The sequence below is a fragment of the Acidobacteriota bacterium genome (genome assembly GCA_035529075.1).
GTDB lineage: Bacteria > Zixibacteria > MSB-5A5 > GN15 > FEB-12 > DATKXK01.
In genome coordinates this window covers 179,296-195,271 of record DATKXK010000011.1, presented here as the reverse complement: position 1 = coordinate 195,271, position 15,976 = coordinate 179,296, and the positions used below count along the sequence as shown (strand labels likewise).

The 15,976-nt window shown below is 59.6% G+C and carries 10 protein-coding genes; 5 read left to right on the top strand and 5 right to left on the bottom strand.

The genetic code is table 11. The annotated features are described in order from the left end of the window. Positions 1 to 253 precede the first annotated feature (253 nt). From VMY05_06425 to VMY05_06405, 5 genes are all read right to left on the bottom strand, one after another. Complete coding sequence (locus tag VMY05_06425) at positions 254 to 1,471, bottom strand: dicarboxylate/amino acid:cation symporter (protein ID HUV30702.1); 1,218 nt, start codon at positions 1,469 to 1,471, stop codon at positions 254 to 256. Positions 1,472 to 1,590: 119 nt separating this feature from the next. Then, positions 1,591 to 2,658: a 4Fe-4S binding protein gene (locus VMY05_06420; protein ID HUV30701.1), complete on the bottom strand. Its 1,068-nt coding sequence runs from the start codon at positions 2,656 to 2,658 to the stop codon at positions 1,591 to 1,593. A gap of 81 nt (positions 2,659 to 2,739) precedes the next feature. After that, on the bottom strand, positions 2,740 to 4,260 hold the full coding sequence (locus VMY05_06415) for a hypothetical protein (GenBank protein ID HUV30700.1): 1,521 nt from the start codon (positions 4,258 to 4,260) through the stop codon (positions 2,740 to 2,742). Next, the gene (locus tag VMY05_06410; GenBank protein HUV30699.1) at positions 4,241 to 5,374 is read right to left on the bottom strand and encodes an SPFH domain-containing protein; all 1,134 of its coding nucleotides are present in this window, start codon (positions 5,372 to 5,374) and stop codon (positions 4,241 to 4,243) included. Before VMY05_06410 ends, VMY05_06415 begins: the two co-directional genes overlap by 20 nt. 120 nt (positions 5,375 to 5,494) lie before the next feature. Further along, a complete protein-coding gene (locus VMY05_06405; protein ID HUV30698.1) occupies positions 5,495 to 7,903 on the bottom strand; it encodes a DUF5686 family protein in 2,409 nt (802 codons plus the stop codon). Between the two features lie 985 nt (positions 7,904 to 8,888). Between VMY05_06405 and VMY05_06400 the strand changes: the two genes are divergently transcribed. The 5 genes from VMY05_06400 (at position 8,889) to thpR (ending at position 15,953) form a co-directional block, all read left to right on the top strand. Beyond that, on the top strand, positions 8,889 to 12,527 hold the full coding sequence (locus VMY05_06400) for a vitamin B12-dependent ribonucleotide reductase (protein ID HUV30697.1): 3,639 nt from the start codon (positions 8,889 to 8,891) through the stop codon (positions 12,525 to 12,527). A 545-nt stretch (positions 12,528 to 13,072) separates the two neighbouring features. Further along, the gene (pgsA, locus tag VMY05_06395) at positions 13,073 to 13,654 is read left to right on the top strand and encodes a CDP-diacylglycerol--glycerol-3-phosphate 3-phosphatidyltransferase (protein HUV30696.1); all 582 of its coding nucleotides are present in this window, start codon (positions 13,073 to 13,075) and stop codon (positions 13,652 to 13,654) included. Positions 13,655 to 13,662: 8 nt separating this feature from the next. Further along, entirely contained in the window at positions 13,663 to 14,142 is a 480-nt protein-coding gene (locus VMY05_06390; GenBank protein ID HUV30695.1) for a phosphatidylglycerophosphatase A, read from the top strand. Positions 14,143 to 14,154: 12 nt separating this feature from the next. Continuing rightward, the gene (locus tag VMY05_06385) at positions 14,155 to 15,396 is read left to right on the top strand and encodes a competence/damage-inducible protein A (GenBank protein HUV30694.1); all 1,242 of its coding nucleotides are present in this window, start codon (positions 14,155 to 14,157) and stop codon (positions 15,394 to 15,396) included. Continuing rightward, positions 15,393 to 15,953 (top strand): RNA 2',3'-cyclic phosphodiesterase, encoded by a 561-nt coding sequence (thpR, locus tag VMY05_06380; protein HUV30693.1) that lies wholly within the window; start codon positions 15,393 to 15,395, stop codon positions 15,951 to 15,953. Before VMY05_06385 ends, thpR begins: the two co-directional genes overlap by 4 nt. The last annotated feature ends 23 nt before the right edge of the window (positions 15,954 to 15,976 follow it).

Genomic DNA, 15,976 nt, shown 5'->3' with positions numbered 1-15,976 from the left:
CATTGACGGTGATACGGAGGGAGTCATCGACATTGGCGACCTGACGGCGCTGATTGACTACCTGTTCATTACCAAGCCGGCTCCGCCACTGAACGCTTGTCCGTAAAGGATAGAAAGAGCAGAGCCTGAGTGTTCTGCTTTTGCCTTGACTTCAAGGGCCGCCCCCACGGGCGGCCCTTTCTTGTCTTCCACGGGACGCTCCGGCTTTCGGCCGGGTGAAACTGACGTCAACTGTAAGGGGGGCCGGTTTTCCTCAGGACTTGAATTCTCTCGTTTCGCCGATGACGGCGGCACCGATGGAATCACCCCAGACGTTCACGGTCGTTCGGCAACGGTCCAGAAACCAGTCTACCGCCCAGATCAAGCCGATGCCTTCCAGCGGCAGGTCAACCGCGGTCAGGACGAAGACCATCATGACGGTTCCCGCGTGAGGAATACCGGCGGCGCCGATTGACGCCAGCGTGGCCGTCAGGAAAACCACCACCTGCTGGCCGAGGGTGAGGTCGATACCGTAGATCTGCGCGATGAAGATCGCCGCCACGGCCTCGTACAGGGCGGTGCCGTCCATATTGATGGTGGCTCCGAGCGGCAGCACAAACGACGCCGCCCGCTTGTCCACCCTGTTCTTCTCTTCGACAAGCTCCATTGTCACCGGCAGCGTGGCCGTCGACGAAGCGGTAGTGAACGCCGTCGCCAGCGCTTCACCCATGTTCACGAAGTACGTGAACGGGCGGCGCTTGCCGAAAAACCTCAGTATCAGCGGAAGGGTAACGACCGCGTGCACCAGCAGGCCGACTATGACGGTAAGCGAGTACCACCCCAGGCCGGACACGAGTTGATCAAGCGTGCCCCGGTTCTCGGCCACGATGGAGCCGATCAGCACCATGACCCCGACCGGAGCAAAGTAGATGACCAGGATTACCAGCTTCATGATGGCGATGTTTATGCCCTCGAACACGGCGACCACGGGCCGGCCCTTCTCCCCCGCCGCCGACAGCACGCCTCCGAACAGGAGCGAGAATACGATCAGCGGGAGAATCTGCCCCTCGGCGGCGGCTTTGAACACGTTGGCGGGAATCAGCCCCACCAGGACATCCACCAGCGTTTTCCCCTTGCTTTCCGACACCAGGTCGGGAACGTAAGCCCCGAACTTCTCCACCCCTGAGCCGGGGCTGATGATGTTGACCAGCACCAGCCCGACGAACACCGAAAAGCCGGTCGTGACGAGATAAAAGAGCAACGTTTTGCCGGCGGTGCGGCCCAATTTGCGAACGTCGCCCAGCGAGGTCACGCCCACGATCATGGAGGCGACAATGAGCGGCACGATAACCATTTTCAGGGCATTCAGGAATACGGTGCCGATCACGCTGATGCCGATGAAAAAATCGCCGAGAAAATACCCGCCGACGGCGCCGATGATTGTCCCGGCGATCATGCCGAGAAGAATGAGATTTCCGTGCTTACCCATCATGGCCGTATTTCTCCCTCAGCTACTGAAGGATTCAGAGGAATGATACGGGGCGTCACGGGCGCACTCAACTAAAAAGCGCCCTCTTGTGCGGCGCGCCACGCAACGGGCCGGCACCGACGTTATGCCCTGAAACGGAAATGGATGGCGTCCCGATTGCAGGTATTCAGACATTCACCGCAGGACGTACAGTCGGGGGCCACTCTGGTCGTTTTGTCGATGAGCTTTGCTATTGTCGGGCAGGGGGATTTGTCCACGCAGATACCGCACTGGTTGCATTTCGCGTGATCGACTCTGACCCGCCCGGGCGCGATCTTCTCCAGCAGCCACGTCAGGGCGCCGATCGGACAGACGGCGTAGCAGAACGGGCGATACAGCATCAGGCTGACGACCACAAGGATGATGAACGTCACGACAAACGTCGTATCGACGTTCCAGTGCAGCAGTTCAAAGAAATTGACCGGCTCATACACGCTGTAGGCGGAAAAGGCCGCCCACAGACCGGACGAGGCGTCCGCACCGAGGTTATCGGCCAGGAGCCCCACCTGAGCCTTGACGGCGAAAATGGTCAGTACAAACATCACCAGCAGGGCCATGCGGATGCTGTTGAACACCGTGAAGTCAAACTGCTTCCAGCGATACCTGAACGGCACGCGGTTGATCAGCTCCTGCAACGCTCCCAGCGGGCACACCCAGCCACAGAAGAGCTTTCGCCCGACCAGGCTCGGAATAAACATGGCCAGAAAGACCGCGGTAAATTGCGGAAAGAACGTGCCATGGGTGATCTTGAACATAAACAGCTTCGTCACTCCACACATCGGGCTGGGATGAAGGGGAAAGAAGAAATCAAGACCGAACAGGACAAAGGCGACGGCCAGCATTGCCAGCCGAACCCAGAGTCTCACCCAGCGGCCGAGCAACAGCGCCACGCCCATCAGCGTTACGATCAGAAAGGCCAGGAACTTCCCCGTAAAGAGAAAATCACCCACCCCGGGCGGGAGCTGCTCAGCTTCCTCGACCGATTCCGAAGCAGCCGCCTCCTCGTCCGCGCCGGACGCCGTATCTCCGAGAGTAGCGCTTTCCGACGGCTGGCCGGACGAAGTCGCAGATTCCTGTGCCATAAGGGGGCTCACAAGGAGCAGCAGAAGAGCCAGCGATGCGGCTACCGGGAAGAGTTTGACCAGGCTCATTTGGGTAAATATATGCGCCGCGCCCGTGGTGTCAAGGCATCTGGTGCCGCGGAGCGTCGTTGCGGTCCGGCCGCCGTGAAATCAGACCAGGCTCTTCTCGAACGTGACGGCTCCCAGAATGGAATCGACGTAGAAGTAGCTCTCCGGATGGAACGAGGCATAAACGAGGCTCGCTTCCCCCGGACTGAAGGCTACATCCTCAGGTGAGCTGTTCTGGTCCCGCGACAGCATCTCGCGATAGACCACCACGTGAGCAGTCGTCAGCGCGCCGTTCGGTCCGACGTCAACCGGCACGAAGCGGCTGTCGACGTCTTCGACCGGCACAAACTCGAGTTTGGGAGCGGCGGTCGATATACGTCTGGCCAGCCGGTACGTCGCCTCGAAATTGGGCATCCTGAAGGCCGGAATGATAATCCGGTCGGAACCGAAAATACCGGCGAAGAGCCGCTTTATCGGCGCGCCGGTCTCCTCGGTAATAGTGAAGGACCAGAACGGAAAGAGCTTGTCACCGCGGCGATCGTCGAAAGCCGTCCGCGCGATCCCCCGAACCGGCACCAGCGAGCGTTCCAGCAGAACCATCTCATGGCAGTTGCGGCAGATGTACATATGGGACTGACGATCGGGCAGATCCTCGCCGCAGGTCGGACATCGATGGAACTCGACGCCCAGAGCCCCGAACTCGAGCGATTGAACCTCGGACGGTTTCGTCTCCTCATCGCCCTCGTGGCGCGTTTCGTCCGGTACCATGCCCGGGAGGGTATCCGTCCAGCCGAAACCCTCCGCCTGAAGCTGCGATTCGAAGCCGATATCCGGCCTGTGTCCGTCGTGCAGCTTCTTCTCGTGCAGCGGATGCGTGTGGTGCAAAACCCGCCCGGAGACACCGTCGAGAACATATCGATTGTACCGGTGGTTGTCGCAGGACTCCGCCACGTGGTACGGGAAATAGATGATGGAGAAGACGGGGTCAAACAGTTCCGTTTTGTTGATGCCGACCGTGTTAAAGCCGGCTTCCCCGGCCGCGGCAAACTTCGAAGCCACGTTCACCAGGGCATCATCGGAGGACCGGGCCACCGGGAGAGAGTCAAAAGACTCCTCGATCTCCTCGTCGGCATAGGGGAACATCTTGATGTACTCGGCGCGCAAACCGATAGACACCGGAACTCCGTCCAGCCTGGCCCCGGCGGCAACCGTCACGTTGAACGGAGCGATGCCGATATCGCTTAACTGCTGCTCCACGTACTGGCCGTCGCTGTATTCCGTAGCCTCACGAACCTCGCGCCGTTCGAGCCGGTTGCGCACCCGAACCTGTACTCCGTCGATTTTCCAGTACGGGTAGTAAAGGTTCTTGACCTGCAGACCCGAGCCGGTCAAAGGCAGATGTCGCTCCTTGAGAAAACGGTCGATGTGAAACCGGATCTCGCTCTGGGAGAGCTTTCCCTTGACCAAAAAGGCTGCCGGAACATCCGGCATAACCACACGAAGACAGGAACCACAGTGGGGGCAGCTCAGGACGAAGAAATTCTCCTGAAGTTCCAGTTCTCCCCCGCAACCGGGGCAGCCGACCCCGATTGAAAAACCGCCCTTATCCGTCGTCGCCGTCATCCTCGACTACCCCCCTGCCGCATTCGCCGCAGAATTTGGATCCCGGTATAAGTTCCGCCGAGCAGTGAGGGCAGGTCGGCTTGCTGTCAAGCCTGAAACCGCAGTCGAAGCAGAACTTGGCCTCGGTCGGCAACTGCTGCCGGCAGGCGGGGCAGAGGTTCTGCGCAACCATGGCGTGCCCGCACCGGTAGCAGAAACGCGACTGTTCCGGGGTGTCGGTATGGCACTTCGGACAGGTGACCGTCGGCACCGGCTCCCGGCTCAGTTCGCTCTGTTCGGGTGCAAAGACCTTTGACATCATGGCTGGGATCATCAGGCCGACGCCCGCCGCCATCCCCATACCGGAGCCTGTCGCTCCCGGCCCCCCCGGTATGCCCAGGCCCTTGGCCATTTCGAACTTGAGAAACTTGTCCAGATCGCCCACCGCCTCCAGGCCGGAGCGCTGGTCGATCATCTTGCCGACCTCGTCCGGCGGGGTGATCGATGAAATGTAGAAGTCAACCAGCTCCAGGCCGTATTTCTCGAACTCGTTGCTGACAATCCCCTTGAACTGCTCGGCGAGTTCCGTGTAAACGGCCGGCAGGTCAAGTATCGTATCGAGCTTCTCCCCCAGCAGATCGTTGAGACGGGCGACAATTACATCCCTGAGATAGTCCTGGATCTCGGTCGTCGTATACTTTGCCTGCCGCCCGACAATGGAATTAAGAAACAGCGCCGGCTCGGTTATGCGCATCGTGAAGGCGCCGAACCCGCGAAGACGGATCAGGCCGAGTTTGCTGTCCTTGAACGTCACCGGGTGTCGTGTCCCCCATTTCAGACTGGTGAACACCCGCAGGTTGATAAAATACACCTCGGCCCTGAACGGCGAGTTGAACCCGAGCGGGAAGGCCAGAAGGCGGGTCAGGATCGGAATGTTCAAGGTCGAAAGGGTGTGCCGACCCGTCGTGAACTGATCGGCGGCATGGCCGTTCTTGAAGAAGATGGCCATCTGGCTGTCCCGGACAATCAACTGGGCTCCGAGCTTGAAGTCCGCCGATCCCTCCTGCGGAATCCGGTAGATCATCTCATCGCCGGTGGGGTCAAGCCATTCGATTACCTCAATGAATACGGACATGGTTGCTCCTGTTTCTCCGCTGGATACTTTCGTGTAGTAACGTTTTCGACAGGTTCTGAGGATTCCTTGAACCTCAGGACAGGAAGACAACCGAAGGCAGAAGAAAGCCCGACCCCGACTTTACAGCTTGATGCCCCACGTAAGCTGAAAACGGTCGGTGTCGTAGTCGGAGAGTTGCCAGGTGAAATACAGCGCCATGTTCAAGGGCATGAGAAACGGCGTCAGGTTGGCCAGGCCGAGCCCGGCTTCAGTGTACTCGGTCGGGGCCGTGTTGTACCAGCCGGCCTTAGGTCGGGCAATACGGTCATCCAGTTCGGTCCGGAAGACACCGCCGTGCAGCGACAGTGTGAAGGGAATATGCGTAAGCAGAGGCAGTCCGCTCCGGGCAAACGGAAGGTCGCCGAAATCGTGGTTGACGAACGCCGCCAGTGCCCGCGTACCGACGAAATTGCTCTCATGCAGAGTGTTGAATCCCGGAATTTCAAAGAGGATGCCGCTGGCGTGACCTACCGTATGGAACCGCTGAGGCGGCAGTGACCGTTCCGACCAGCCTCCGTATACGTACAGCGACGAAACGCCCAATGAAAACAGGCGCTGTCTCCTGAACAGCGACACGTGATACCGGGTGAAATCAAAGTCATTGTCAATGAAATCCGGCGAGGCGTGCTCGGCGCCGGCGTCAAGGATCGTGTATTGGGGGTTGGAGATGGAGGTTTCCTCTCCCTTGATCTTGAACCGCCTGCGGGAGTCGTATGTAAAACCAACCGTGACCGTGCGGTACTTGCCTTCCGCTACGGCGAGATTGGCACGGGCATCCATGTCACGCCTGAAGAGGCTGTAGTCTGTGTGCACGGGCGTCGACCAGTGATTGCAGTCGGCATAGCCCAGCCGCAGCCGGGTGAAATTCAACGGCCTGAAGGAGGCAGACAGGCGGAATCCTCGTTCCAGGTAAAAGTCGCGCGAGTCCACCTTGTAAAGAAGCGCCAGCAGCGACCTGTTGTAGCCGTCGCTGGACATGGCCGACTCACGCGCAATTACCTCGTCGTGGTAGTCTCCCCCTACGGACAGGTGCCAGCGGTCGAATTGGTACGTGACACCGTAATGGTGCTGCCAGTACTCGCCATCGAAGGCGTAGCCGGACTTTATCCGGAACCGTGCCCGCGGGACGAGCCGGCGCAGCGTAAGGCCGGCCCCGACGTACGGCCCTTCCACGCGGTTGAAATGAAAAATGTCGTCCTGGCCTGCCACGAGCAGAAAACTGAGCCCGAGGCCGACGCGGGCCAGGCGCTGCCCGAAAGACCTGGGTGCGTTCTCGACGGAGTCAATGCGCTGTAGCGCCAGTATCTCCTGCTCCGTCAGCGGTATGGTCTGCCGGGCGTTCCACGCCGCGGTATCGACGTTGTCCGCGTTCTCGGCCACCTCGAGAAAGTACTCGTCGAACGTTCGCTTCGGTATTCCCTGGTCGAACCGGAAGTCGTACAGGGAGGCGCTGTGCAGGAACGACAGGCGCGACGGGATTCCCGGCAGGGGGGCGTTTATGTCAACGTCGGCGCTCAACCTGATTTCTACCGGCATCCAGCAGTCGTTTTCAAACCTGGCGTAGGTCTGAGAATAGCGGGGATTGACCAGAAACGGGAATTTCGTCCCCTTGCTGAAACCCAGATCGGCCATGACCAGATCGTACGTGGAATCGACGATGTGAATCACGCCCGTAAACAGCGCTTCCGACGAATCCTTCGGCTCCAGTTCCAGCCGGTACACCGGCCTTCCGTCCACCGTGATCGTGTCGATCAGGTAGAAGTCGTAGTGATCGAGGGCGTCATTGGCCGTCGGTGAAACCAGGAGGTAGTCGCCTATTTCGATACGGTCCCGGTTGAAGTTCAGCATCCCCCCGACGGCAATGAGGATGTTTCCCGACTGAAGGTTGGCCGACTGCTTTCGCGCCGTGATGATTTCCTTGTATTTATCCGGTTGCTCCCAATACCCGGTGGTCTGCGACTCCGCGAGAAGGAAAATCTCGCTGGAATCCTGCCGTGATTCGTCGTTCAGCACGAACTTCGTGTACGCGTGAAACCGGTAGTCGTGGATCTTATCCAGCATGCTTTTCTTGCGCCGAATCGCCTCCACGATAATCTGCTGGGCCGGATCATAGGCGCGCGTGTACACGCGCATTGTACCGATGTCGGTAACGGACGGACGCATGGCCACGTCGCGGACTGTCGCAGTGTCTTCAAGGTTGACCACTACCGGTTCCGAGTAGTAGCTGATGTGAGTGAATTTAAGCTCGTAGGACCCGGGAGCCAGAACGAGACGGTACTGCCCGTTGTCGTTGGTAAGCGTCGAGAAACCGGTGCCCTGCACGCGCACGGTGACCCGCGCCAGCGGCTCACCGGTGTCAGAGTCCGTGACCGCGCCCCGCACAATCCCGGCCCCGGCAGCACGCACGGTACCGCACCAGCCGCAGATGACGCCGAAAATCAGCACCATCAGAAGAAGAATTATCAGCGAGATAAGCAGGCTCTTCAGCACAGGTCGCACCCTCCAACGCCGTGCTGATACAACATCAAACGCCGTGCCAACCGGCAGAGCCGCCGCCGGACAGCGGGTAATCGACCGCCTGCAATGATTACTGTGGGCTGCAAACACACGCATGACAGTTTCTCGTTCACTACCGGCACGATCCGAATGCGATCAGCGCCGGCCTCTCCATATATATGCAGACGGCCGTGTTACGGAAAGAAACTTGTGACAGTAAAACCGGCGGGGGCCTGCATGATACTGACGCCAGCTGCCGGGCCGGGGACCGGTAACGAATCTGCTTAGTCATGCCACGCCGGCGACGGACCATCGGCCCGGTGCGAAGAAGCCCAATCTCATGTGCCGCCCGCCCGTCCCTGACCCCGCCCAACAAATCCGCCCGGACCAAAAGAGAGTCTTCAGTGCGTTTGAGGCCTGACGTTTTTGCACAGGCGCTGTGGACAATTTGTTGATAGCTTGGTCGGGTCTGCCTAACTCTTTATTTTGCAGGCAATTAACTTGTGGAAAAAAATATACGTCATATCAGATAGCCCGGCGCATCAAGTCCCTGTCACGTAATTATATTATTTCGAGCCACTTACGAACGTTAAGTTTTTATCTGAGGGGTTGTGTCAAAAAACGAAAGGTCAGGCCAAATCTCGGCGCCCGGATACTTACTTGATAGTCAAGAGAGTACAGGATTCTGATGAAAAACCACAATTTTTTGTAGTTGTGTTTATCGCTACCACTATATGTTGTGGTCCTTGCTGACAGGAAAACCACGCCTGACAGGTTAGGATGTCCCAACAACTGTGAAAGAGAGCTTGATCGGAAGGAGATCTTCGGGCTTGGAGCAAGACCGGAAACTTCGCCATCTCTGACGCCGAGAGGGTCTACTCGCCGGTAGCGGACACACCGTTTTAGACCGCGAAGGTGACAACACAGGATGCGGTCTCCTGATGGTTGGTGCAGGGGACTCAGTTACAGGAGGTAACGCTTGAAGATACGCCGGCATTTCACCCGGGAAGGAGAGTCGCCGTATGCCCGAATCAACTTCGCCCGGCGATCGTCAGAAATAAAGAACCCCGACGGTTCGACCGTTTTCAAACTCGATAATATAGAAGTCCCTGAGCGCTGGTCGCAGGTCGCGACCGACATCCTGGCCCAAAAGTACTTCCGGAAGCGCGGTGTCCCGCAGTACGACGAACACGGCCGGGCCGTAGTCAACGAAGACGGCGAACCGGTGACCGGCGGTGAAGGGGACGCCCGGCAGGTTTTTCACCGCCTGGCCGGCTGCTGGCGGAACTGGGCTGAGCGGTTCAACTACTTTGACAGTGAATCGGACGCCCGGACGTTCTACGATGAGATTTGCTACATGCTGGCCGACCAGGTAGCGGCACCCAATTCCCCCCAGTGGTTCAACACCGGTCTGTACGAGGCATACGGTATCACCGGCTCTCCGCAGGGACACTACTATGTCGACCCGACCAGCCACGTCCTGACCGTGGCCGCCAACGCCTACGAGCGGCCGCAGCCGCACGCCTGCTTTATCCAGTCGGTCAACGATGATCTCGTCAACACCGGCGGTATAATGGATTTATGGGTTCGGGAAGCCCGCCTGTTCAAGTACGGCTCCGGCACCGGGACCAACTTTTCCCCCCTGCGCGGTGTCGGTGAGCGGCTGTCCGGCGGGGGCAAATCCTCCGGGCTCATGTCGTTTCTGCGGATCGGCGACCGCGCCGCCGGAGCCATCAAGTCAGGCGGGACGACCCGCCGCGCCGCCAAGATGGTCTGCCTTGATCTCGACCATCCGGATATCGAGGACTTCATCAGCTGGAAAGTCGTCGAAGAGCAGAAAGTCGCCGCCCTGGTGGCCGGCTCAAAGGTCATTCGACGCCAGCTTCAGGAAATTTTTGCGGCCGCATTCGGCAGCGACGGTAACGGCGGCAGCACGGTCCAGACCGACCCCAAGAAAAATCCGGAGCTCAAGGAGGCGCTTCGCATCGCCCGGCATTACGCCGTACCACCGGCGTATATCAACAAGATTCTCGAACTGGCCTCTCAGGGAGTGACCGAAATCGAGTTCACCGCACTGGACACCAACTGGGACAGTGAAGCGTACCTGACCGTCTCGGGACAGAACTCCAACAACTCGGTCCGGATACCCAACGAGTTCTTCCAGAAACTCCAGGCGTCGGAGGACTGGGCGCTCCGGCAGCGCACCGACGGGTCCGTCAAGCGGACCATTCCGGCTGCCCGTCTCTGGGAAAAAATATGTTATTCCGCCTGGTCCTGCGCCGACCCGGGGGTTCAGTTCGACACGACGATCAACGAGTGGCATACCTGCCCGGAGGACGGCCGCATCAATGCCTCGAACCCGTGCTCCGAGTATATGTTCCTTGACGACACGGCCTGCAACCTGGCCTCGATCAACCTCGCGAAGTTTCTCGACGACGAGGGACGGTTCGACCTTGATGCCTACCTGCACGCTATTCGTATCTGGACGATCGTGCTCGAGGTTTCGGTGCTCATGGCCTCGTTCCCATCGAAGGCGACCGCTCAGAAGAGTTTCGAATTCCGAACCCTTGGCCTGGGCTATGCCAATCTCGGCACCGTGCTCATGCGCATGGGTATCCCTTACGATTCGCCCCGAGGATACGCCTGGTGCGCGGCTCTCACGGCCATCCTGACCGGCCAGGCTTACGTCACGTCGGCCGAAATGGCCAAGGAACTCGGACCGTTCCCGGGCTTCTACCGTAACCGCGAGCACATGCTCCGCGTCGTGCGCAACCATCGCCGCGCCGCCTACAACGCCGAGAAGACCGAGTACGAAGGGCTGACCGTAAAGCCCAACGGCATCAACCCGGCCTACCTGCCCGAAGAAGTCGTTCAGACGGCTCGCGCCGCTTGGGATAAGGCGCTCGAGATGGGGGACGTATATGGTTTTCGCAACGCGCAGACGACGGTAATCGCCCCCACCGGCACCATCGGCCTGCTGATGGACTGCGACACCACCGGCATAGAGCCGGACTTCGCCCTCGTCAAGTTCAAGAGGCTGGCCGGCGGCGGGTACTTCAAAATCATCAACCAGTCGGTGCCCATCGCCCTGCAGAGACTCGGGTACTCCGAGGACGAGATCAAGGACATATCCGTTTTTGCGACCGGTTACAAGACGCTCAAAGGCGCCCCGTATATCAATCACGAGTCGCTCAAAGCCAAGGGGTTCGGCGAGGCGGAATTGCAGAGCCTTGAAGAATGCCTGGCCGACGTCTTCGACATCACCTTCGCCTTTAACAAGTACACCCTGGGCGAGGAGTTCCTGCTCGATACCATCGGGCTGGACCGGCCAACCATCGATTCTGTCAACTTCAACCTGCTGCAGACGCTGGGCTTCACACGGGAACAGATCGAGGCAGCCAACGAATTCTGTTGCGGGACCATGACCCTCGAGGGCGCCCCGCACCTGAAAGAGAAACACCAGCCCATATTCGACTGCGCCAGCAAATGCGGACGGCACGGCCGACGGTTTATCAGCTACGAGGCCCACATCCGCATGATGGCGGCCGCTCAGCCGTTCGTCTCCGGGGCCATCTCCAAGACGATCAATATGCCCGGGCAGGCCACGATCGACGACGTCAAGAAGGCCTACCGCCTCGCCTGGGAGTCCATGAACAAGGCGGTGGCTATCTACCGGAACGGCTCCAAGCTCAGCCAGCCGCTCAGTGCGGCGCTCTTTGATGAAGACACTGACGGTGAGCAGGAGCTGACGGTGGACAGCGTGGCCCGAAAGATGACCGAACGTCTCGTCTACCGCTACATCGCCAAGCGGCGCAAGCTGCCGAACCGGCGAGGAGGATACACGCAGAAGGCGGTTGTCGGAAACCACAAGATCTACCTCAGGACGGGCGAGTATTCCGACGGCACCCTGGGCGAGATCTTTCTTGACATGCACCGCGAGGGGGCGGCTTTCCGTTCCCTCATGAACTGTTTCGCGATAGCCGTTTCCCTGGGCTTGCAGCACGGCGTTCCCCTGGAGGAGTTCGTCGAGGCTTTCCTCTTCAGCCGCTTCGAACCCAACGGCATAGTCAAGGGGAACAAATCGATTCGCATGGCCACTTCGATCATTGACTATATCTTCAGGGAACTCGCCATTACCTACCTCGAACGTAACGACCTGGCTCACATCTCGGAGGAGGACCTCCGGATGGATGCCCTGGGGACACCGGCGGAGGAATCAACGGAATGGGAGGCCGAGGAGCCGGCCACGCCGCAGATCACGGGCCAACTCACTACGGCCAGCCGCAACCAGGATGACATACGCACGCGGCACCTGCGATTCAACCCCAACGGTGACGGCAACGGCGATGCTAAAGGAGGCAACGGCAGTGGTAAGCAGATGGAGAATCACGCTCCAGCAGAAGAATCTCCAGAACCGGAGGCGGTGCTTGAATATGTCGGTACAGCAACCGACGGCGCGGCCGAGAGGGGAGAGCACCTCATCCGGCGAGAAATCACCCTCGCTCGACTCCGAGGCTACGAAGGAGACATGTGCCAGGAATGCGGATCCTTTACCATGATCCGCAACGGCACCTGCCTGAAATGCGACACCTGCGGGGCAACGTCAGGCTGTAGCTGAGTCTCTTTCTCATCCATCGGGTAGCCGGCGGCGCCGATCTGCCGGTTCGGCACCGCCGGCCAGCCCGGGATATCGGGCCGGCCGGGCAAAGCCGCGAGGGGTTTCACAAACCCCGGCAAAAGCCCAAAAATCTTAATTTTTCCCTTGACAAGCCGGGGGAATATGTTATGTTTGACGTGCAATCGGAAAGTGTTACTCTTTCTGTGGATTACCTAATATCGTCCGCCCAGGTAGGACTGACCACCTGCCTGGGTTTTTTATTGTCCCTAATTAATTCTCACGTAAGCGATTAGACCTCCGCACCACAGGCTCCGACCGGATCGGCCCGGCCTTCGCCCGGCAGGCCGACCGGCACACAGCCTCGTGTGATCTTCCGGGATGCCACCGCCTTGCGCCGCCCTCCCCTCGCCAAAATCCAGTTTTCTTCTTCCGGTGCGGAAAAAACCGCCCGGCCCTGCGGACCGCGACTGCCCGAACTTGTCAGCGCTTCGGGTTTTCCCGATTGACTGGTCGCGGCGGATGGCCTACCTTGCCGCATCATGAACATGCCGAATCTTTTGACCCTGCTTCGCATTGCCCTGGCACCGGTGTTCATGTTCTTCTTCATCGTGGACAACTTCTACATGAAGCTTGTGGGGCTGGCTCTCTTTGTCCTGGCGGCGCTCACCGACATGGCCGACGGGTACTATGCGCGCAAGTATGGAATTGTCACCGGGTTCGGAAAATTCATGGATCCGCTGGCCGACAAGATCCTGGTCTCGTCCGCTCTTATCACGTTTATCGCCATGAAGTTCGTGTCGGCCGTGCCGGTCATTCTGATCGTCGGCCGCGAGTTTGCGATCACCGGCCTGAGGCTGCTGGCCGCCTACAAGGGTGTAGTCATCCCGCCGAGCTGGGGGGCCAAGCTCAAAACCTTCGTGCAGATGACGGTCGTCGGCATCGTGATCGGCTACATCACCCTGCTGGCCCTGCTTACGCAACTGGAGAGCCCGGCGTTGGGCCTGCTTGAATTCGACTATTACTTCTACTTCAACCTGGGACTGTGGGTCACGGCGGCCATCACCGTCTGGTCCGGGGTGGATTACATCGTGAAATACTTCTACATGATAAAATCAGTCCTGAAGTAGCGGCGGCGATGAGAGACACGCTCGTCAAATGCCTCGCTACCGGCCTGTATTCGGGGTACCTCAGGCCGTTTCCCGGCACCTGGGGGACAATCCCCGCCTGGGTGATTGCCTGCCTGCTTATAGGAAACCACGGCGCGATCCTTCTGCTTGTGACCATCGCGGCGATCGTTCTCTCGGTGTGGGTATCGGGGCTGGCTGAAGTGCTGTACGGCCACGACTCGCGGCGGATTGTCATCGACGAATGGGCGGGTATGTTCACGGCCCTGCTGTTCGTCCCGCATTCGCTGACCGCCTGCGTGCTGGCATTCCTTGCTTTTCGATTCTTCGACGTCGTCAAGCTGCCTCCGGTCGGTTCCCTGGAGAGGCTCCCTCGTGGCTGGGGAGTCACCATGGACGATGTCGCCGCCGGACTTTACGCCAATATAACCGTGCGGCTGATTCTGTTTGTGGCCGAGCGCGTTTTTCACTACCCTGTTACAGGCAACTAGTCCGGAGCCTCCGTGGACGTTGAGATAATCACCATAGGCGACGAGTTGATGACCGGCCACACGGTCGACGACAACGGGGCCCAAATCGCCGCCCGGCTGACCACCATCGGACTGAACGTAAAGTACCACAGCTCCGTCGGTGATTCCCTCGACGCCATGGAGGAGGCCCTCCGGCTGGCCCTCAAGCGTGCCCGGATTGTCATTACCACCGGCGGGCTCGGGCCGACCGATGATGACCTGACCCGACGGGCCCTGGTCAGAGTATTCAAGCGCAACCTCGTTTTCCACGAGGACGTTCTGGCTGACATAAAAGAACGCTGGGCCAGGCGCGGTATCGAGATGCCCGCCATCAACCAGAATCAGGCGTTACTGCCCCAGGGGGCCAGGTTCTTCCCGAACAAGATTGGATCGGCGGTCGGCATCTGCATTAGCGAGCAGGACCGCATCTGCATCAGTCTGCCGGGCGTACCGGTGGAGATGCGGCAGATTCTCGTCGACCACGTTGTGCCCTACTTGAAAGGCCTCAAGGGCATCGGCGCTATCACGGTCATCAAGCTGCGCACCACGGGCGTTGTGGAGTCCCGGCTGGCGGAGATGATCGGCGTTGAGTTGAAACTCGAAGCCGGCGTCAGGCTGGCCTACCTGCCGTCGTACAGCGGGGTCGATTTGCGCATCATTGCCCGGGGGCAAAGCGGTGCCGAGGCCGCAGAAAAGGCCGAAGGACTCGCCCGGCGCCTCGAGAAGGTTTGTGGACGGTACATCTACGGTCGGGATGATGACCGTCTTGAAGCCGTAGTCGGCTACCTGCTCAGGGATAACGACAAGACTCTCAGTGCCGCCGAGTCCTGCACCGGTGGTCTGCTCGGTCAGCTGGTCACTTCCGTGCCCGGATCCTCGGCGTATTTCGTCGGCAGCCTTGTCGCGTACGCCAACGAAGTAAAAGCGGAGCAACTCGGTGTCGAACCGGCCGTTCTCGAGGAGCATGGGGCGGTCTCGGAAGAATGCGCCAAAGCTATGGCGGCCGGCGCACGCAAGCTCTTCCGAACCGACTATGCGCTCTCAATAACCGGGATTGCGGGACCTGAAGGCGGCACTGACGACAAACCCGTCGGCACCGTCTACGTGGGGCTGGCCTCTGCCCATACCAACCAGGCGCGCCTGTTCCGGCTGGGCGTGGATCGACAGGTCAATCGCGCCCGTGCCAGCTACGCCGCGCTGGAAATGCTTCGCCGGGAGATACTCGACATCTCATGATGCGTCTGTTCATAGCGCTGCCGTTGACCCGGCCCGTCGAAGAGCAGCTGGGCAGGATTATATCTCTGTGCAGGCAGACGGGCGGGCCGGTAAAATGGGTAGTCCCGCACAACGTCCATGTCACCGCGCGGTTTCTCGGCGATACCGAGCAAGCGCGTGTGCCCTCCCTGAAAACAGTCATCGACGAGGTGTCCGCTCAGTTTCGGACCATCGCGTCCGCCATCGACCGTCTCGGCGGATTCCCCAACCTGAACCGGCCGCGCGTCATCTGGGCTGGTCTGGGCGAAAACACCGAGACCATGGCGAACCTGGCCAGGCAGATCGAACTCAGAGTGCGCAAACTTCGTTTCGAACCGGAAAAGAAATCCTTCAGGGCGCACCTGACACTCGGGCGGGTTCGCAGTTCCCGGGGAATCGAGGAACTCACCGCTTTTCTGCAGTCGTATAAGTTCGAGGCCATCCCGATTCAACTCGACCGGATATGCCTGTTCAAATCGACCCTGACTCCGACCGGCCCCATCTACGAGCGACTGCACGAGGCACTGCTGCAACCCTGACGCTGCGACTCGGAATCCGCGCG